Origin of the sequence: Bacillus sp. LNXM12-1 (genome assembly GCF_003004375.1) — a bacterium.
Taxonomy (GTDB): Bacteria; Bacillota; Bacilli; order Bacillales; family Bacillaceae; genus Bacillus.
Genome location: NZ_PVWX01000001.1, coordinates 195849 through 215432, shown reverse-complemented (window position 1 = coordinate 215432; position 19584 = coordinate 195849). Strand labels below are relative to the sequence as shown.

The following is a 19584-nucleotide window of genomic DNA, read 5'->3' as shown; positions in this document are numbered from 1 at the left end:
TATGTATTTAAAGTACTATCATCTTACCATATGAAGTGAAAAAAGATGATGGAAAACAGAGTGAAATCCCCCTGAATGACGAGGGGGATTTTATTGGTTCATATGATGTTTCTGCAATTTAGCAAGTGCTTCCTGTGCAGCATGCTGTTCTGCTTCTTTTTTAGAGCGGCCATTTCCAATTCCGAGCACTTCTCCGCGAAGGGATACATTTGCTTCAAATTCCCGGTTATGTGCTGGTCCTTTTTCATGCAGGATGTGGTATTCCAGTACACCTTTTCCATCGCGCTGAACGAATTCTTGCAGCTGGCTTTTAAAGTCCATGACGTGCGAGAACGCTCCATCGTTAATTTTCGGATAGACATAGGCAACTAGGAATCGTTCCACTGGCTCCAGCCCCTGATCTAAATAAAGTGCTCCGATAAACGCCTCGAATACGTCCGCTAAGAGTGCTGGGCGTTTTCTCCCGCCTGTCATTTCTTCGCCTTTTCCTAAAAGAACAAGGTCTCCGAAGGACAGCTCATGTGCCAGTGACACAAGTGACGGTTCACATACGATTGCCGCTCTCAGTTTCGTTAAATCTCCCTCGCTCATCGCTGGATATTTCGCAAATAAGAATTGAGAGATCGTCAATTCTAAAACAGCATCTCCTAGAAATTCAAGTCTTTCATTATCCTCGTATGGCTTTTTCCGGTGTTCATTCACATAAGAGGAATGCGTAAAGGCTTGATATAGAAGTTTTTCATTTTGAAAGTGTACAGAAATGCGCTGCTGGAACTCTCTAAATTGCTCTAGTTTTTTGCTCTGTTTCTGTTTGTCTTTATAGTGTTTTGGCATAGCAACCTCCAGGTAGGCTTAATCGCCTTTAAGGATACTGATTATATGGAGTCTCTCTTTCTACATGCAAGGAAACATTGCTCCTTAGCATCTGAAAAAGGCTGACAATTGATCAGCTGAATGTGTTGAAACTAACATAAATTTTCAAAGTCCCGTCATGAAAATAGACGGGACTTTGTTACGCTTATTGCTGGCTATTTATGTAGTTCACAGCGTCACCGACTGTTGCAATTTTTTCAGCATCTTCGTCAGAAATTTCCATATCGAACTCATCTTCAAGTTCCATAACTAGCTCAACTACATCAAGGGAATCAGCGCCTAAATCTTCTTTAAATGAAGCTTCCATTTTCACGTCAGCCTCATCAACGCCAAGGCGGTCTACAATAATTTTTGATACACGCTCTAATACGTCTGCCATTGCCTTTCACCTCCCCTCAAAGTATTATAGTTGATTCGTTTTTAAAAAACTAGAGAAAACCTAATGAAATTTTGATATTTCTTAGGACATAACCATTCCGCCATCTACTTGGATGGTTTGGCCTGTAATATAACCTGCTCCTTCTGAAGCTAAAAAGACAACGACGTTGCTAATATCTTCAGGTGCACCAAAGCGTGCAAGCGGGATTTGTTTGAGCATTTCAGACTGCACATTCTCATCAAGCTTGTCTGTCATATCTGTCGAAATAAAGCCTGGTGCTACTGCATTGACTGTAATATGACGGGTTGCCAGCTCTTTTGCTGTTGTTTTCGTTAACCCGATGACGCCAGCTTTTGCTGCAACATAGTTTGCTTGTCCAGGGTTTCCACATACGCCAACCACTGAAGCCAAGTTGATGATTCTTCCGCTGCGCTGTTTCATCATTTGACGTGTCACGGCTTTTGTACAGTTAAAGACCCCTTTTAAGTTTATGTTAATGACGTCATCCCATTCATTTTCTTTCATTCTCATGAGCAGGTTGTCCTTTGTGATCCCTGCATTATTGACAAGGATGTCAATTGAACCAAATGTGTCAATTGCTTGTTTCATGAGCGCTTGTACTTCTTCAGCATTTGAAACATCAGCTTTAACGGCAAATGCCTGCTGGCCAAGTGCTTTGATTTTGTCTACGACTTCATTTGCTTTTGCTTCGTTTCCAGAATAGTTGACGACAACATTTGCACCATTCTTCGCTAAATCGATCGCGATGGAACGGCCAATCCCGCGTGATGCACCTGTTACAACGGCTGTTTTATTTGTCAGCATCAAGAATCCTCCTTCAATGTTTGAATAGCTGCTTCAATTGTTTCCTGATCTGAAACAGAAATGGTTGTCAGGCGGCGATTGACCTTTTTCACAATGCCTGAAAGTACTTTGCCCGGACCAATTTCAATAAACGTTGTCACGCCTAAATCAATGAGGCGTTCCACACTTTCTTCAAATCGAACAGGAGAATACAATTGTTCAATGAGCTTTGTCTCAATAGCATCACGAGATGTGACGATGTCTGCTGTTACATTTGAGATCACTGGTGTTTTGGCATCCGAAATGTCTAGCTTTGACAGAACATCTGTGAATTTTTCAGCGGCTGGTTTCATTAAGGCAGAATGGAAAGGTCCGCTCACTTCAAGGGCAATCGCACGTTTTGCGCCTTTTTCTTTCGCTTTCTCTGAAGCTAGTTCTACACCTTTTGCTGTACCAGAGATGACGATTTGACCAGGACAGTTTAGGTTAGCGAGTTCTACAAGGTGACCGCTCTCTGTCACTTCTTTTGTCACTTCTAGAAGCGCCGCTTGATCTAAGCCAAGAATCGCTGCCATGGCGCCTTCTCCTGCTGGAACAGCTTCGTTCATTAATTCGCCGCGCTTTCTTACTGCATAGACAGCATCTTGAAACGAAAGTGCGCCTGCTGCAACGAGGGCCGTATATTCACCAAGGCTATGTCCTGCTGCGTAATCTGCTTTGATTCCGCTCTCTTCAAATTTCTTTAAGATGGCGATACTTGTCGTTAAAAGAGCTGGCTGCGCATTATAAGTGAGCGTCAGTTCTTCTGCATCTCCTTCAAAAATCATCGAAGATAAGTCAAAACCGAGGGTCTTGTCTGCTTCTTCAAATACAGCTTTAGATACTGCTTCTTGGTCAAATAAATCTTTTCCCATGCCAATTTTTTGAGAGCCTTGGCCAGGGAATAAAAATGCAATTTTAGTCATGCTGCTTTACCTCCATTAAAACTCGTTCGTGGTTTCTTTTTGGACTTCTTGATGAATGATGGCTGAAACGTCTTTTTCTACGATATCACGTGCCTGACGAATTGCATGAAAAATGGCGTTTTCATCAGAGGAGCCGTGTGCTTTAATGACAGGTGCCTTTAAACCAAATAAAGCGGCACCGCCATATTCGGAGTAATCCATTTTAGACTTCATCTGCATCAATTTCGGCTTCATCATGCCAGCTGCTATTTTTGCTGTGAAGCTGGATGTTAATGTTTCTTTCAGCATTTTAAATACAGAAAGGGCTGTGCCTTCAATCGTTTTCAAGGCGATATTTCCTGTGAAACCATCTGTGACAACAACATCAGCAACACCTTCTAGTAAATCACGAGACTCCACATTCCCTACGAAATTCAAGTCTGATGCTTTTAATAATTCAAAGGTTTTTTTCGTGAGATCGTTACCTTTTTTATCTTCTGTTCCTACATTTAACAATCCAACGCGCGGATTGCTCTTTGGAAAGACACGCTCTGCGTAGATTGATCCCATCATGGCATATTGCATTAGGTGTTCTGGTTTGGCATCAACGTTTGCGCCGACATCCAGTAATAAAAACCCGCTGCCATCAAGTGTTGGCAGTGTTGGAGCAAGTGCCGGTCTGTCTATGCCGTCGATTCTGCCTACGATAAACAATCCTGCTGTCATGAGAGCTCCAGTATTTCCTGCTGAGATGCAGGCATCTGCACGTCCCTCGGATACTTCCTGCGCCATTTTCACCATAGATGAATCCTTTTTACGTCTAACTGCACGCACTGGTTCATCTGTCGGTTCAATGACTTCTTTTGCATCTAAAATCGTGATGCGCTCGTTATTTGTTATGTATGGTTTGATTTTGTTTTCATCGCCGACAAGTGTAATCTCGATATCTGAAAATGCCGTTAAGCTTTTTTGCACACCGTCAATAATGGCTTTAGGGGCATGGTCTCCCCCCATTGCATCGACTGCAATTCTCATATTACGTGCCACCTTTTACTTTTGTTTTGAGCGATACATGACGAAGTCACCTGAGAAGACAACTTCCTCACCGACATAGCTGTTTACTTCAACTACAGTTCTGCCTTTTTCTTTATCATGTGAGGCTACTTTAGCTTTTGAGACGACTCGTTCGCCTTGTTTAACCTGCCTTGTAAATCTGATATTCGCTTTTGCTGTCAGCGCCAGTTCATCGTCGATGACGGCTACTGCGAGCGAATTAGCCTGGGCGAAGAGATGATGTCCCCTGGCAATTTGATTTCGGCTAAATACATGCTCTTTTCTCACTTCTAAAATGGAAATGGCTTGGTCATCAAGCTCTACATCAATCATTTCTCCAATCACTTCATCCAGCGGAAGTGACTTCACTTCATCCTCTAATGTCTTTTCGGCCACATGCTTAATTCTTTCGCGTAATTCAGGAATCGACAGTTCCAAACGATCAAGACGAACCGTTTGAATGCTTACACCGAATTTACTTGCCAATTCTTCATCAGTAATGAACGGAGTCGAGCTGATCGTTTGCTGGAGAAGCTTTTGACGTTCTTTTTTATTTAGTTTCATATGCAGACACCATCCGTACATTTATGACTAGGTACTAATAGTAGTATATAATCTCATAGATGATAAATCAATCCTTGTTTCAAAAAGACAAGAAAATTCCTCCAGCGCTTGATCAGCTTAATTTATCTCCGCCCAGCACCCCGCTGTCTACAAGTGTTTGCCGAAGTTCTTTGTATTCGGGGTCTGTCCAAAATGCGTCTGATTGCACAAGTTCTGCCGCATCTTTTCTAGCGGTTTCCAGCGCTCTGTAGTCATGAACCATATCTGCTACTTTAAATTCAGGCATTCCGCTTTGTTTTTTACCGAAGAAATCGCCGGGTCCTCTTAGTTCTAAGTCCTTTTCAGACAGCTCAAAACCGTCGGTTGTTTCGGACATGATCCGCATCCGCTCTTTCCCCGTTTCTGATTTTGGATCCGCCATTAAAACACAAAATGATTGATGCTCTCCGCGTCCAACCCGGCCTCTGAGCTGATGAAGCTGAGACAGTCCGAAGCGGTCTGCATCATAAATGACCATGATAGTCGCATTCGGTACGTTGACCCCGACTTCAACGACTGTGGTTGAAACGAGAATTTGTACTTCATTTGCTGTAAAGTCTCTCATCACCTGATCTTTTTCGTCACTCGCCAGTTTACCGTGCATTAAGCCGATCGACCACTTACCGCGGTAAGCCTCTGTCAGCATACTGTGGACATCGATCGCATTTTGCACATCCAGCTTGTCTGATTCTTCTATGAGCGGACAAATAATATACGCCTGTCTTCCTTTTCTCAGCTCTTTATCCACAAATGCAAGAATCCTCTCAAGCATGTCATGCTTGACCCAATACGTTTCGATCTGTTTTCTGCCGGCTGGTAATTCATCAATGACGGATACGTCCATTTCTCCAAAAACAGTGATTGCAAGTGTTCGCGGAATAGGTGTGGCAGTCATAAACAAGACATCTGGGTCCTGCCCTTTACTTCTTAGTTTTTTTCGCTGTTCTACGCCAAACCGGTGCTGCTCATCTGTGATAACAAGACCGAGCTGCTGAAATTCGACTTCGTCTTGAATGAGCGCATGCGTACCGACTAATATATCAATCTCGCCCTCTTTTAGACGTTCCAGCAATTCTCTGCGGCGCTTTCCTTTCACAGAGCTTGTCAGAAGGGCGATATTCAGTCCCCATTTTTCAAACAGCTGGTAAAGTGAATCTGCATGCTGTTCTGCCAAAATCTCTGTTGGGACCATTAATGCACCTTGATAGCCGGATAAATGAGCGGCATAAAGTGCAATGGCTGCAACAGCTGTTTTCCCTGAGCCTACATCCCCTTGAAGCAGACGGTTCATCCGGTACGGGGATGCCATATCAGACATAATTTCATCAAGCACTCTTGATTGTGCCTTCGTCAGCGGAAATGGCAGGCTGTGAACAAACTCAAAAACAGCCTCTTTGGAAAACGGATGCTGGATGCCTGATGTTTTTTCTCGCTCTTTCTTTCTGATTGCCTGCATCTTCAACTGAAAGATGAGAAATTCCTCGTACACAAAGCGGCGTCTTGCTTGCTTGAGCGAGTCTCTTGTTTCTGGCAGGTGAATGGTTTTTAATGCTTCCTGATAGGACATGAGTTTATAGGTAGAGACAAGCTGCTTTGGCAGTGGATCTTCAGCTTTGTCTACATAAAGTGACAGGGCCTGTTTCACAAAGCGTCTCATCATCTTCACGGTTACATTTTCTTTTACTGAATAAACAGGCTCTATACTGCCATCTTGCTCGTGCGTCCCTTTTTTAAATTCCTGCACCATGATGGATTGACGGTTTTTATTCCATTTCCCAGTGACGGATACTGTATCACCTAAAACAAGGCTTCGTTTTAAATAAGGGCGATTGAAGCAAATCGCTGTGATGAGAAAACGCCCGACAAGCAGCCTGAATGTCAGCCTGCTTCGTTTTTTTCCATAATAGGTGAGGACGGGCTCACTGTGCACTTTCCCTTCAACTGTGACACGTTCATCATGCTTAACTTCTTCTAAATTACGAAGCTCATAGTCGTCATATCGATAAGGAAAGTAGCCAAGCAAATCGGCTACTGTATAGATTCCAAGTTCATTGAGTGTTTTTTCGGTTTCTTCTCCAATCCCTTTGAGGACAGAGACATTATCTTGCAGTTTCTGTATCACGAGATGAGGTCACACCTCCGAAAATCTTCTTTTCAAGCTCTCTTGCTGTCGGTGTTGCAGCAAGTCCGCCTTGTGCTGTTTCACGAAGTGCCGTTGGCATGGTTTGACCGATTTTATACATCGCATCAATGACTTCATCACATGGAATACGGCTTGTGATGCCGGCAAGTGCCATATCTGCTGCGATCATCGCATTTGATGCACCCATTGCGTTTCGTTTTACGCACGGTACCTCGACAAGTCCAGCTACTGGGTCACAAACAAGTCCAAGCATATTTTTCAGTGTAATCGCCATCGCTTCAGCAGATTGCTGAGGTGTACCGCCTGCCATTTCGACAATGGCTGCTGCCGCCATACCTGATGCTGAACCTACCTCTGCCTGACAGCCGCCTGCTGCACCAGAGATGCTCGCATTATTGGCCACAACAAAGCCAAATGCGCCAGAGGTGAATAGGAACCTGACCATTTGTTCCTTAGTTGGCTTTAATGTTTCTTTTACTGCAAATAACGTACCCGGCACAACACCTGCTGAGCCTGCTGTAGGCGTTGCACAAATCGTCCCCATTGCGGCATTGACTTCATTCGTTGCCACTGCCTTACTGACAGCATCTAATATTGTATGTCCAGACAGCGTTTTGCCTGATGCGATATATGCTTGAAGCTTGACCGCATCTCCGCCTGTTAAACCTGATAATGATTTCACACCTTTCAGCCCGTTTTCTACGGCCTGTTCCATCACTTCTAGGTTGCGGTACATCTGGGAGAAAATATCTTCACGTGACTTCCCTGTCACTTCCATTTCTTGCGCGATCATTATTTCTGAAATGGAGGTATTCCGTTCTTCTGTTAGCTGCACGAGTTCTTTGACGTTTTTAAACATCATTCATAACCTCCTTGTTGTTACTCTGCAATTTGTGTGACTTGAATAATGTTTGGCAGCGTTTCAAGCTCTGATAGGACAGCTGGGTCAATATTTTGATCCACTTCGATGGTCATCAGAGCCTCTTGCCCGACATCTTTACGTGCCACTTCCATATGACCGATGTTGATGGCGAATTTCGCTAACACATTGGCCACTGCTGCAATCGTGCCGTAGCGATCGTTATGAACCACAAGAATGGCAGGATGATTTCCTGAAAGCCTGAGCTCAAAGCCATTCAGTTCAGTGATTTCAATTTTACCACCGCCGATGGAAATCCCGATTAATTCAAGCTTTCCATTTGCATCTGATATCTCTACTTTTGCTGTATTCGGATGCGCTGGCACCGCATCTTCTTCTTTAAATTCAATGTCGATCTCTTTGCTTTTTGCAATATCAATCGCTGTTTTGATGCGTTCATCAAATGTATCAAAGTCAAGAACACCGCCGATAATGGCGACATCTGTACCGTGTCCTTTATACGTATCTTTAAAAGAGCCATAAAATGAAACGACAATTTGTTTCGGTTCTCTTCCAAATAAGCTGCGAGCCACTCTTCCTATACGAGCCGCACCCGCTGTGTGCGAACTTGATGGACCAATCATGACGGGTCCAATAATATCAAACACACTTCTAAATTTCATAGGTCTTCCCCTCTCATAACCACTCACATATTGGTTTGGTTCTTTCTTTAGACTAATGGATTCATTCGTTTCCCGCAACTCATTTCACCGTTGAATCACTAGTAAAAAATTGCAAAAGAAGAAGAAGGGCTTTATTTGCCCTTCTTTCGTTATTCAACAGCCAAAATATATGAATAAAGCGGCTGTTTTCCATCGTGGACTTCAACTTCTACCTCTTCAAATGTTTCTTCAATAAAGGCTTCTAACGCATCCATCTCTTCAGATGATGCATCTTCCCCTTTAATGATCGTGACAATCTCATCATCTTCTGTCACCATTTTGGTCAAAAGCTCTTTTGCTGCATCTAATTGATTTTTCGCGGTTAAGGTAATTTTCCCGTTAAAGAGACCCATATAATCGCCTTTGGCAATATCAATACCATCAATTTGGGTATCTCTCACTGCAAAGGTAATTTGGCCGCTTTTCACGTGGTCAATCGCTTCTAGCATCGCTGCTTCGTTGTCTTCATTTGAAGCTGCTTCATTTAGAGAAAGAAGTGCCGACATTCCTTGGGGAACGGTCTTCGTCGGAATGACAACGACCTCACGACTTGAGACAGTTGCCGCCTGTTTCGCTGCCATGACAATATTAGAATTATTAGGTAAGATAAAGACGGTTTCGGCATGTACGCTTTCAATTGCTGTGACAATGTCTTCTGTGCTCGGGTTCATCGTCTGTCCGCCTTCAATGACGACGGAAGCTCCGATACTTTTAAACAAGTCAGCAATTCCTTCTCCCATTGCGACACTGACTACTCCAAAGCGCTGTTTTTCAGCAGCAGGTGCCTTTGGTGCAGCGGGCGCGTGTTCTCTTTCTTCGTTCACAATCGAGCTATGCTGCTCTCTCATATTTTCAATTTTCATATTGATCAGGCTGCCGTAGCGCTGTGCATAGGATAAGACATCTCCAGGCTGCTCTGCATGAATATGAACTTTCGCCAGCGTTTCATCAGACACTACAAGAAGTGAATCTCCGAATTCGCTTAAGTCTTCTCTGAAGGCATTCTCATCAAAGGACTGTTTGTCTTCTTCAAATTTCACCATAAATTCAGTACAATAACCAAATTCGATATCTTCAGTGTTCATATGGCTTTGTGCACTTTTATGATGCTCTGCACTGACAAGTTCTTTTAACGTTGGCAAAGAGGCCGCTTTCAGATGGAGGTCCTCTCCTCTTAATGAAGCAAGGAAACCTTCATATACGCACAGAAGTCCTTTACCCCCACTATCGACAACGCCCACTTCTTTTAAAACAGGAAGCAGATCTGGCGTTCGATCAAGTGATGCTCTCGCTTCCTCAATCGTTAACTCAAGAACGCGGTCAATGTCATTTTCTGCTGCTGAAACAGCAACCGCTTTCTTTGCTGCATCCTTTGCAACCGTTAAGATGGTCCCTTCAATCGGTTTCATCACGGCTTTATATGCTGTATCAACACCTGCCTGTAAGGCAAGGGCAAATTCTTTTGCATCAATCGTTTCTTTTTGTTCAATATGTTTACTGAAACCTCTAAAGAGCTGTGAAAGGATCACGCCTGAGTTTCCTCTTGCGCCCATCAACAGCCCTTTTGACAGGGCCACGCCGACCTTCCCAATATGATCGGTATTTGTTTCTTCAACTGCTTTTGCCCCTGAAGTCATCGACAAATTCATATTTGTCCCCGTGTCTCCGTCTGGCACTGGAAAAACATTTAACGCATCAACAATTTGTGCGTTTTGAGAAAGATGGTGAGCACCTGCAAGAATCATTTTTGCAAATGAGCGGCCATCAAGATTTCTAATAGACAATATATTTCCTCCTTACTACGGGTTCGTAACTCTTACTCCTTGTACATAAATGTTGACCGAATCAACAGAAAGTCCAACTGTGTGAGAAATCGTATATTTGACTTTCGTTTGAACATTATGTGCGACTTCTGATATTTTTGTACCGTAGCTGACGATGATGTACATATCAATATGAATGCGGTCTTCTTTTTGACGCACAAGAACACCCCGGCTGAAGTTCTCTTTGCGGAGAATATCCGTCAAGCCGTCCTTGATTTGATTTTTGGACGCCATCCCAACAATACCATAGCAATCGATCGCAGCGCCTCCTGCCACCATTGCAATGACTTCATTTGATATATCAATTTGTCCGTATTTCGTTCTAAGTTCAATGGACACATTGGTTCCCCCTTTTTGAGAAATTGCCCTGAGTTATCACTATTTTACTATAAGACCCTTCTTTTTAAAAGAAATCATTCAATCCGACCCAATCCTACTTATACTATAGCCTTGATTTTTTATCAAGATGTCAAGGTATTTTTCTTGAAAGAGGAGTAAACAATCCTTGCAAACCCCTTGAAGCTGTGGTAAATTATTAAAGTATCTTGAGGCATCTCTAAGTACGTATATGAAGAATATGATGATGTTTTCGCAGTTAGGAGGGAAACAAATGGCACGTAAATGCGTTATTACAGGCAGAAAAACAAAAGCTGGGAACAACCGTTCTCACGCAATGAACTCTACAAAACGTACATGGGGCGCGAACCTTCAAAAAGTTCGTATTCTAGTGGACGGTAAGCCTAAAAGAGTATATGTATCAGCTCGAGCTTTGAAATCTGGTAAAGTTGAGCGTGTATAAGCAAGAGTAAACGCCTGCTACAATTAATTGTAGCAGGCGTTTTTATGTGGAAATAAAGGAGATTACTCATTAATCTTTCTTAAATGAACCAAGCATCGCACGGACAATGCCGCCAAGAAATCTAGGCAGTTTGATTGTATAAAATTTCATTTTGTCCCCCTCCTAAAAGTACCGCTTGCAGCACAATTGAGCTTAATCAGCCATCCACATTGATAGGTTGGTCAATCTTTGCTTCTTACCATTATTAATATGCCTTCATGAAAAGAAAAAGTACCATTTGAGTGGATGAGTTCGTTACTAATACATAGTGTGGAACCAGGCTCAATATGACAATTTTTCAGTGGATATTTGAAACCTTTTAATGTCAGCTTTTCAACCGGTGTTCCAAAGGGTAGAAACGACACATATTTTTTATCCTGATCTTCTTTTATTTCGTATGTACCAGGTTCAAACATTTGAATGATATTTTGTTTGTCTACAAGGGTGATATTCTGCTTGTGCTGAATCCCTTTGTAAAGAAGATGGATATTTCCTAGAAAATGATCAGCCCTTCCTCCCGTAATACCGTAGATGTAAATATGTGCTGGATGCTGACTCAATGCCCAGTTCAGTGCAAGCTCTAAATCGGTTTCATCCTTTTCAGCTTGAAATACATTCAGGGCAGGCAATTTTTCTTTCAGCTCCCGAAGCTCTTCTTCTGTCACACTGTCAAAATCACCAAAGGCTTTGGCAGGGATGATGCCTTGCTCTAGTAAGAAGAGGGTTCCACGGTCTACGCCAATCCAGAGAATATCCTTCTGTGATGCTTCATGTTCAAGTGGCGGAATGTATCCAAAAGGACCGCCGGCTACGATATGTATGTGCATGATATACGCTCCTCTCTATATAAAAAGAACCAAAGATCACAATGACTTTGGTTCCTTTCTTTACGCTTCTCGAATTGCCTGGATCGCTGCTGCGCGGTTGTCTTTACTGTATACCGCTGAGCCCGCTACAAGTAAATTAGCGCCTGCTTCTTTGCAATCCTTTGCAGTTTCTACATTGACACCACCGTCTATTTCTATCAGTAAATCGGTTAAGCCCTTTTGTTCACTCAGTGCTTTTACTTCTTTTACCTTCGTGAGAACAGATGGAATAAATGCTTGTCCCCCAAAACCAGGATTTACCGTCATGAATAACACAAGGTCCACATCCTCTAATACATGCTCAATGTGAGAAACAGGTGTGTGAGGATTCAAGACGACCCCTGCTTTTACACCTTGTTCTTTAATGTGCTGTATTGTTCGGTGTAAGTGCGGACAAGCTTCCACATGAACAGAAATAATATCAGCGCCTGCTTTTGCGAATGCAGGAATATACCGGTCTGGCTGCTCAATCATTAAGTGAACATCAAGCGGAAGACGCGTATGCGGTCTGATCGCTTCGACAACATTCGGCCCAAATGTCATATTCGGTACAAAATGACCGTCCATGACATCGATATGAATGTAATCCGCACCGCCTTGTTCCACATCACGGATATCTTTCTCCAAATTGGCAAAATCTGCTGATAAAATGGAAGGGGCAATATAAACCATGATTTAGTACCTCGGCTTTCTGTCTTTGATTTCAGTTAAAAACTCTAAATAATGCTGATAGCGATACTCTCTGATTTGATCATGCTCGACCGCATCTTTTATCGCACAGCCAGGCTCTTTCACGTGCAGGCAGCCTCTAAATTTACAATCTGCACTCCGCTCTCTGATGTCTAAAAAGTATAGACCTAGATCTTCTGCTTCGATGCCAGTAAATTCGAGCGAGCTAAAGCCAGGAGTATCTGCAATGAGCCCGTCTGCTGTTCGAATAAGTTCAACATGCCTTGTCGTATGCTTTCCTCGTCCGAGATGGGATGAGATATCATTTGTTTTCAGCGCCAATTCAGGACTCATCGCATTTAAAAGGGAGGACTTGCCTACACCAGACTGACCGGCAAATACCGTAATTTTATTGTGAAAATGCGGGGTCAGCTTCTCAATTCCGTCTCCCTCCATCGTAGAGGTTAAATGAACATCATAGCCCATTTGCCGATAGTCGTCTGCATATGCCTCGATAGTTTCACGCTCTTGATCTGTTTTCAATAAGTCCATTTTAGTGATGCAGATAATCGGCTCAATATGATTGGCTTCAACAAGCACTAAAAATCTGTCTAAGAGTGATGTGCTAAAGGTTGGTTCTGCTGCTGAGAAAACAAGTACCGCTTGATCGACGTTACTAATAGGGGGACGAACAAGTTCGTTTGTCCGTTCTTTTACTTCTAATAAGTAGCCTTCTTTATCGTTGTCTGCTTGATACACGACATAATCTCCAACAAGAGGTGTGATTTTGTTTTTTCGAAAAATGCCTCTTGCTCTGCACTGAACCACTTTTCCACTTTCTTGTGACTCATCCAGCACATAGTAGAATCCACTTAATGCTTTAATAATTTTGCCCTCAGGCATAAAGTCCCTCCTTTATTCATCATCAGGGTATTCGATCGTTTTAGAGCTTACGACTTTATCATCAACCGTCACTTGATAATATCCTTTTTGACCTGGTTCAATCTTAAACTTAATGGTCCGCTCAGTCGGCGCAGTGATTTTAAAGCTTTCATATGAATCAGAGATGCTATGCTCCGCATCATCAATGGAAATTTGGACATTCATCTCCTGCCCTTCCGTTTCTGGTTCATAAGGGATCGCAATCTTTTCAGTCACCGTTTTGGCTGGTTTTTCCTTCGGTCCAAGAGAGAATGTAATCTTGACCGTATCACCTGGTTTAACAGCAGTTCCTGCTCCTGGTTCCTGCTTCATGACCTCGCCTTTTGGTACTTCGTCAGAATGCGCTTCTTTTTCATCAAGCTTTAATCCGTTATCCTCTAAATAATTCGATGCCGCCTGCTTACTATACGTCGTTAAATCACGTAATGTAATATCGGCAGGACCTATGCTGACAGTCAACGTGACTTCTTCATCTGCTGCTACAAGCTCTGTATTCGCTGAAGGATTCTGTTCCATGACAATCCCAGATTCGGTGTCATTATCATTCACTTCCTCCACAACGACCTGTTTAAACCCTTTTTTCTCTAATAATTCTTTTGCTTTATCGGCCTTTTCGCCTGTAACATCAGGTAATTCGGTCTTTTCCTTGCCAGTACTTTCGTAAAGCTGAATTTCTGTCCCTTCTTTTACCTTTGTGCCGATTTTCGGATCTGTTTTGACGACAAGCCCTTTTTCAATTTTCTCATCAGCGATCTCAATTGGTTCCGAAGCGACGGTGAACCCAGCTTTCTTCAAGGTATCTTCTGCTTTTTCAACCGTCATGCCAGATACATCCGTGACCTCAACATCTTTTGGAAAAAGCAGCCCTGGAAACACAGTGATGGCTAAAATCGTCGCAGCGGTCAAAATAAATAAGATGGATGCCACAATCCATGGCCATTTTTTTCGTTTCTTTTTCGGCTTTTGTTTCTCTTTTTTCTTCGGTTTTTGAGCCGGGTGGACAGCTGTTTTTTCATTGTCTTGATCGATTAGATGATCTTGAATGATTGGGATCGCTTTCGTTGCTTCATGGTCTTCTTCAATGACAAAGCGTTTTTCTTTTAATCTGGCTGGATCGAAAGCGGTTTTTAAGTCTTTTTGCATTTCAGATGCATCTTCATATCGATAAAATGGATCTTTGGCCATCGCCTTTAAAATGATGTTTTCCACGCTTTGTGGAACAGAAGGATTCCATCTCCTCACAGATGGAGGCTCTGATTGCAAATGCTTCAGTGCGACACTGACAGCCGATTCCCCTTCAAATGGCATGCGTCCTGAGATGAGTTCATAAAGCACAATCCCAAGCGAATAGATGTCTGACTTTTTCGTTGCAAGACCTCCGCGTGCTTGTTCTGGAGACAAATAGTGCACGGAGCCTAGGACAGAATTTGTATGGGTAATGGTCGCTGAGCTGAGTGCCATGGCAATCCCAAAATCAGTGACTTTGATATTCCCCATATTGTCTATTAATATATTGTGAGGCTTAATGTCACGGTGGACGAGCTGTTTCGCATGGGCTTCTTCCATCGCCGCAACGACTTGCTCCATGATGCGAACGGCTTCTTTCGGATGAAGCGGGCCATTGGCGTGTATGTATTCTTTCAGCGTCATCCCCTCGACATATTCCATCACAATATAATAAATATCATCTTCTTCCCCTACATCGTAGATGCTGACAATATTCGAATGATCTAAGCTTGCAGCTGATTGCGCTTCCCGTCGGAATCGTCTAATAAAATCATCATCGCTCGCAAAGTCAAACCGCAAAATTTTAATCGCTACTTCGCGATCTAAAATCATATCCTCCGCCAAATAGACGTTTGCCATTCCGCCTCCGCCTATGACGCGAAGAATCTGATAACGGCCGCTGATCCTTTTTCCGATCAACACTTGCTGTCACCCTCCTCTGGCTGGGAGGAGATTTCTAACAGTACTGCTGTAATGTTATCTTCACCGCCGTTGTCATTCGCTGTTTGAATTAACTCTGTTACTTTTTCCTCTGGTGCGTTCGTTTGCGTTAAAATATGAATCAAATTCTCTTCTTCTACTTTATTCGATAGACCATCTGAGCAAAGCAGGATTTGATCTCCTGGGTCCACTTCAAAGGTGCGTGCATCAATTTGAACACGTTTATCTGTTCCTAATGCTTTCGTGAGCACATTTTTTCTTGGATGATATTCTGCATCCGCTTTTGAAATTTCACCTGTTTTCACAAGTTCATTCACAAGTGAATGATCATCCGTTAATTGGGTCAGCGCTCCTTCTCTTAGCAGGTAGCAGCGGCTGTCTCCAATATGCGCAATTGTGACCGTTTGCAAATGAACGAGCGCACACACAATGGTCGTCCCCATTCCTTGGCACTCCTCATTGTTTTTCGCATGTTCATATACTTGGTCATTAATGTCACTGATTTTTGAGATTAACCAGCTTTCTTGATCGGCTGGCTTTTCTGGAATTGAAGATGTTTTTTCCCAGTATTCTTTCAAAGAAGAGACTGCCATCTTGCTGGCGACATCACCAGCAAGATGACCTCCCATGCCGTCTGCTACAACAGCGAGAAGTGAGTCTTCTTTTGCTTCAAAAATACCTGCATCATCTTCATTATGCTGACGGACTTTTCCTGTATCGGTTAGAAAGGCTGCCCTTATCAACATTCGTCACCTCGTCTCTTCCTGACGCTCCTTCGCTCTTAGCTGACCGCAAGCAGCATCAATGTCATGGCCTTGCTCTCGTCTAATCGTTACGTTTACGCCGCGTTCTTTCAGCGTTTTTTCAAATAGGAAGATTTGTTCTCTAGGTGTTCTCACATAATCTCTCTCTGGTACATAGTTCACCGGAATGAGGTTTACGTGGCACTTGATTCCTTTTAAAAGGTCTGCAAGTTCTTCCGCATGGTGAACTTGATCATTTACTCCGCCAAACAGGCCGTATTCAAAGCTGACACGTCTACCCGTCTTTTGAATGTAGTATTCAATGGCTTCCATTAATTTTGGCAGCTTATATGCCTTATTGATCGGCATCAGGCGGCTTCTGATCTCTGTGTTCGGTGCGTGCAGAGATACAGCAAAGTTGATTTGCATTTGCTCATCAGCGAATTGATAAATCTTTGGAATGATTCCGCTTGTCGAAACTGTAATATGACGTGCACCAATATTTAAGCCGTTGTCATGGTTGATGATTTTAAGGAAGGCAAGCATTTCTTCAAAGTTATCAAACGGTTCGCCAATTCCCATGATGACAACAGAGCTGACTCTCTCATCTGTTTCGTCAAGTGCCTGCTGCACTTTTAATACTTGTGCAACGATTTCTCCCGCTTCAAGGTTTCGTTTTAAACCGCCAAGTGTAGATGCACAGAATGTACAGCCAATTCTACAGCCAACCTGAGTCGTGACACAGACAGAGTTTCCATATTCGTGACGCATAAGCACTGTTTCAATTGTATAGCCATCATGCAGTTCAAATAAAAACTTGATCGTTCCGTCCTGAGACGTTTGTTTGATCACGGTTTTTAAAGTTGTGATTGTAAATTGATCTTTTAATTTTTCTCTTAAATCTTTGGAGAGGTTAGACATTTCATCAAAGGATGTCACACGTTTCTCATAAAGCCACTCAAAAATTTGAGCTGCGCGGAAAGGCTTTTCGTCTTGTTCTTTTAACCATTCTTTCATTTCGTGAAGCTCAAATGAATAAATCGACGGCATATCTGTTTTCAGTTCTTTTCTTACTTTTTGTTCTGTCATTTTTTATCCCTTCTTTCTCATGCTGCAAATAAAGAAACCATCTGTTCCGAAATAATGAGGAAGAATTTGTACACTTCCGTTTTGAACAAACGGAGCAACCTGCTCAGGCAGCCGTTCATTAAGAGATAGATCGGGTTCGAAGTCTTGGTGTTCTTGTAAAAACGCATGAATCACTTGTTGATTTTCTGTTGGGTCCATTGTACATGTACTATATACAAGGGATCCGCCAGGCTTTAAAAGCGGAGCTGCTTCTTTTAAGATTGCCTGCTGAATAGCAGCAAGCCTTGCTGAGTCTTCTGGAGACTTAGTATATTTCATATCTGGTTTTCGTCTGATGACGCCAAAACCAGAACACGGCGCATCAATCAGAATACGGTCAAATGAAGCTTCGCTGTAATAGTCTTTCGCTTTCCTCGCATCAAGCGCTTTTGCCTCAATCTGAGTAAGGTTCAGGCGTTTTGCTGCTTGTTTGATGAGTTTCACTTTGTGTTCATGTAAATCAAGTGAAACAATTTGTCCTTCGTCGTTCATACGCTCTGCGATATGTGTTGATTTTCCGCCTGGAGCCGCACAGGCGTCAAGCACTGTTTCTCCCGGCTGAGGGTCTAGTGCTCTTGCGACAAGCATTGAGCTTTCATCTTGAATGGTCACATAGCCTTCTTGAAAAGAAGGGGTTGAAACGATGGACCCTTTCATCAGCTTGAGTGCATCTTCAGATAAGTCGCCGAGCTCCGTTTCGATTCCGGCATCCAGCAGTTCTTGCTGCAATGCCGCGCGGCCGGTTTTCATTCGATTGACACGGAGGGTTTGCTTTGGCGGTACTAAATGAATGCGGCACATGCTTTCTGCCGCTTCAAATCCGTACGACTGAACCCATTCCTGCACAAGCCATAATGGGTGGCTTGTCTCAATTGAAAGCCGCTTGACCGGATCTTTGATGTCATCAAAAGCCGGAACACCTTCTCTTTGCACGGAACGAAGAACGCCGTTCACAAGTGAAGAAATGCCCTTGTGCCCTCTCTTTTTCGTTAGCTCAACTGCTTCATGGATGGCTGCACGGTCTGGAATCTTTTCAAGGTAGACCATTTGATAAAGAGACATTCGCAAAAGCTGCATGACCCATGGAGCCACCTTTTGCGGTTTTTTCACAAATGGTGCCAGCATATAATCTAATGCCAGCTTATTTTGCAGTGTACCGTACACAAGCTCTGTTAAGAGCGGTTTGTCCTGATCTGCCAAGTCTTTGTCTTTCATGACTGACTGCAAAAGCAAATTACTGTAAGCTTGGTTTTGTTCAAGTTTGATTAAAGCGTCCAGCGCTACTTCTCTCACATTACTTTTCTTCATTCATTAACCCTAATTTCTGTCCAATTTCGATATTTGCGCCTCTTAAGAAGTCTTCGCCGCTCATTTTTTTCTTACCAGCTGGCTGCACACCTGTTAATAAAAGGCCTTGCTTATTCCCAGTTCCAATGACCGGACCTTCTTTTTGAAGCTCAATCACTTTCCCAGGTTCTTCTTGCACTTGAAGTGGAACTTTTTTCGCTTCCCATACTTTTAGATGAGCCCCGTTCCATTCAGTATAGGCAACTGGCCATGGATTTAAGCCGCGAACTTGGTTGTAAAGCTCTTCTCCGGTCTTTGTCCAGTCTAACCTTTCTTGCTCTCGCTTTATATTAGGTGCGTACGTTGCCGCTTCTTCATTTTGCGGAATTGGAGAAATAGATCCGCTCAGAACATTTGGCACAGTATCTTTCAGCAATGCGGCGCCTGCTACACTTAATTTGTCATGTAATGTACCGACATTGTCTAATTCGTCGATTTCTACTTCTACTTTACTGATCATGTCCCCTGCATCGAGTCGTTCCACCATGTACATGATGGTGACGCCTGTTTTCTTTTTACCTTGAAGGATCGCATAATGGATCGGCGCGCCGCCTCTTAGTTCTGGCAGCAGTGAGGCATGAACATTGATACAGCCAAACTGAGGTTCATCCAGTAATCGTTTTGGTAGAATTTGTCCAAATGCCGCCGTTACAATTAAATCGGGCTTTAATGAAAGCACTTTATCAATTTCTTCATCAAGACGCACCTTTTCAGGCTGCAGTACAGGAATGCCGTGCTTTAAGGCTTCTACTTTCACAGGAGGCGGTGTGAGTACTCGTTTTCTGCCTTTTGGGCGATCTGGCTGCGTGACGACCCCGACAACTTCGTATCCTTCTGTTATGAGTGTTTGCAGCACAGGTACTGAGAAATCAGGGGTTCCCATAAATACAATACGTGCCAT

Annotated in this window: 21 protein-coding genes; 1 reads left to right on the top strand and 20 read right to left on the bottom strand. The window is 43.1% G+C overall.

Features of this window, described 5'->3' with window-relative positions; translation table 11 throughout:
• Nucleotides 1-90: 90 nt before the first annotated feature.
• The 11 genes from rnc to C6Y07_RS01060 all read right to left on the bottom strand — a co-directional run bounded on the left by rnc (nucleotide 91) and on the right by C6Y07_RS01060 (nucleotide 10542).
• Complete coding sequence (rnc, locus tag C6Y07_RS01110) at nucleotides 91-834, bottom strand: ribonuclease III (RefSeq protein ID WP_060596236.1); 744 nt, start codon at nucleotides 832-834, stop codon at nucleotides 91-93.
• A 184-nt stretch (nucleotides 835-1018) separates the two neighbouring features.
• Entirely contained in the window at nucleotides 1019-1252 is a 234-nt protein-coding gene (gene acpP / locus C6Y07_RS01105; RefSeq protein WP_003212028.1) for an acyl carrier protein, read from the bottom strand.
• A gap of 81 nt (nucleotides 1253-1333) precedes the next feature.
• Nucleotides 1334-2077: a 3-oxoacyl-[acyl-carrier-protein] reductase gene (gene fabG, locus C6Y07_RS01100; RefSeq protein ID WP_106047789.1), complete on the bottom strand. Its 744-nt coding sequence runs from the start codon at nucleotides 2075-2077 to the stop codon at nucleotides 1334-1336.
• Nucleotides 2077-3021 (bottom strand): ACP S-malonyltransferase, encoded by a 945-nt coding sequence (gene fabD / locus C6Y07_RS01095; RefSeq protein ID WP_106156145.1) that lies wholly within the window; start codon nucleotides 3019-3021, stop codon nucleotides 2077-2079. Before fabD ends, fabG begins: the two co-directional genes overlap by 1 nt.
• Nucleotides 3022-3036: 15 nt before the next feature.
• The gene (gene plsX / locus C6Y07_RS01090; protein ID WP_106047786.1) at nucleotides 3037-4035 is read right to left on the bottom strand and encodes a phosphate acyltransferase PlsX; all 999 of its coding nucleotides are present in this window, start codon (nucleotides 4033-4035) and stop codon (nucleotides 3037-3039) included.
• 15 nt (nucleotides 4036-4050) lie between these two features.
• Nucleotides 4051-4617 carry a transcription factor FapR gene (gene fapR, locus C6Y07_RS01085; RefSeq protein WP_024424199.1) on the bottom strand — a complete coding sequence of 189 codons (567 nt, stop codon included), beginning with the start codon at nucleotides 4615-4617 and terminating at the stop codon, nucleotides 4051-4053.
• Between the two features lie 112 nt (nucleotides 4618-4729).
• On the bottom strand, nucleotides 4730-6778 hold the full coding sequence (recG, locus tag C6Y07_RS01080; RefSeq protein ID WP_106156143.1) for an ATP-dependent DNA helicase RecG: 2049 nt from the start codon (nucleotides 6776-6778) through the stop codon (nucleotides 4730-4732).
• Nucleotides 6756-7658 (bottom strand): L-serine ammonia-lyase, iron-sulfur-dependent, subunit alpha, encoded by a 903-nt coding sequence (sdaAA, locus tag C6Y07_RS01075; RefSeq protein WP_034663849.1) that lies wholly within the window; start codon nucleotides 7656-7658, stop codon nucleotides 6756-6758. The genes recG and sdaAA overlap by 23 nt, the downstream gene beginning before the upstream one ends.
• A 20-nt stretch (nucleotides 7659-7678) precedes the next feature.
• A complete protein-coding gene (gene sdaAB, locus C6Y07_RS01070) occupies nucleotides 7679-8341 on the bottom strand; it encodes an L-serine ammonia-lyase, iron-sulfur-dependent subunit beta (RefSeq protein WP_034662425.1) in 663 nt (220 codons plus the stop codon).
• A gap of 149 nt (nucleotides 8342-8490) precedes the next feature.
• Nucleotides 8491-10164: a DAK2 domain-containing protein gene (locus C6Y07_RS01065; RefSeq protein ID WP_060596227.1), complete on the bottom strand. Its 1674-nt coding sequence runs from the start codon at nucleotides 10162-10164 to the stop codon at nucleotides 8491-8493.
• A 15-nt stretch (nucleotides 10165-10179) separates the two neighbouring features.
• Nucleotides 10180-10542: an Asp23/Gls24 family envelope stress response protein gene (locus C6Y07_RS01060; protein WP_003211680.1), complete on the bottom strand. Its 363-nt coding sequence runs from the start codon at nucleotides 10540-10542 to the stop codon at nucleotides 10180-10182.
• Between the two features lie 271 nt (nucleotides 10543-10813).
• On the opposite strand from C6Y07_RS01060, the gene rpmB reads away from it, so the two are divergent.
• Nucleotides 10814-11002: a 50S ribosomal protein L28 gene (gene rpmB / locus C6Y07_RS01055; RefSeq protein WP_003212514.1), complete on the top strand. Its 189-nt coding sequence runs from the start codon at nucleotides 10814-10816 to the stop codon at nucleotides 11000-11002.
• Nucleotides 11003-11071: 69 nt separating this feature from the next.
• On the opposite strand, the gene spoVM is transcribed toward rpmB, so the two are convergent.
• The 9 genes from spoVM to fmt all read right to left on the bottom strand — a co-directional run bounded on the left by spoVM (nucleotide 11072) and on the right by fmt (nucleotide 19584).
• Nucleotides 11072-11152: a stage V sporulation protein SpoVM gene (gene spoVM, locus C6Y07_RS01050; protein WP_008354550.1), complete on the bottom strand. Its 81-nt coding sequence runs from the start codon at nucleotides 11150-11152 to the stop codon at nucleotides 11072-11074.
• 71 nt (nucleotides 11153-11223) lie between these two features.
• A complete protein-coding gene (locus C6Y07_RS01045; protein WP_106047784.1) occupies nucleotides 11224-11868 on the bottom strand; it encodes a thiamine diphosphokinase in 645 nt (214 codons plus the stop codon).
• Nucleotides 11869-11928: 60 nt separating this feature from the next.
• A complete protein-coding gene (gene rpe, locus C6Y07_RS01040; protein WP_106038753.1) occupies nucleotides 11929-12579 on the bottom strand; it encodes a ribulose-phosphate 3-epimerase in 651 nt (216 codons plus the stop codon).
• Nucleotides 12580-12582: 3 nt separating this feature from the next.
• On the bottom strand, nucleotides 12583-13479 hold the full coding sequence (gene rsgA / locus C6Y07_RS01035; protein ID WP_106156141.1) for a ribosome small subunit-dependent GTPase A: 897 nt from the start codon (nucleotides 13477-13479) through the stop codon (nucleotides 12583-12585).
• 12 nt (nucleotides 13480-13491) lie between these two features.
• On the bottom strand, nucleotides 13492-15447 hold the full coding sequence (pknB, locus tag C6Y07_RS01030) for a Stk1 family PASTA domain-containing Ser/Thr kinase (RefSeq protein WP_106156139.1): 1956 nt from the start codon (nucleotides 15445-15447) through the stop codon (nucleotides 13492-13494).
• Complete coding sequence (locus C6Y07_RS01025; protein WP_034662439.1) at nucleotides 15441-16211, bottom strand: Stp1/IreP family PP2C-type Ser/Thr phosphatase; 771 nt, start codon at nucleotides 16209-16211, stop codon at nucleotides 15441-15443. Before C6Y07_RS01025 ends, pknB begins: the two co-directional genes overlap by 7 nt.
• Before the next feature lie 3 nt (nucleotides 16212-16214).
• On the bottom strand, nucleotides 16215-17297 hold the full coding sequence (gene rlmN / locus C6Y07_RS01020; RefSeq protein WP_034662441.1) for a dual-specificity RNA methyltransferase RlmN: 1083 nt from the start codon (nucleotides 17295-17297) through the stop codon (nucleotides 16215-16217).
• Nucleotides 17298-17300: 3 nt separating this feature from the next.
• Nucleotides 17301-18644 (bottom strand): 16S rRNA (cytosine(967)-C(5))-methyltransferase RsmB, encoded by a 1344-nt coding sequence (rsmB, locus tag C6Y07_RS01015; protein ID WP_060596222.1) that lies wholly within the window; start codon nucleotides 18642-18644, stop codon nucleotides 17301-17303.
• On the bottom strand, nucleotides 18631-19584 hold the full coding sequence (fmt, locus tag C6Y07_RS01010) for a methionyl-tRNA formyltransferase (protein WP_060596221.1): 954 nt from the start codon (nucleotides 19582-19584) through the stop codon (nucleotides 18631-18633). The genes rsmB and fmt overlap by 14 nt, the downstream gene beginning before the upstream one ends.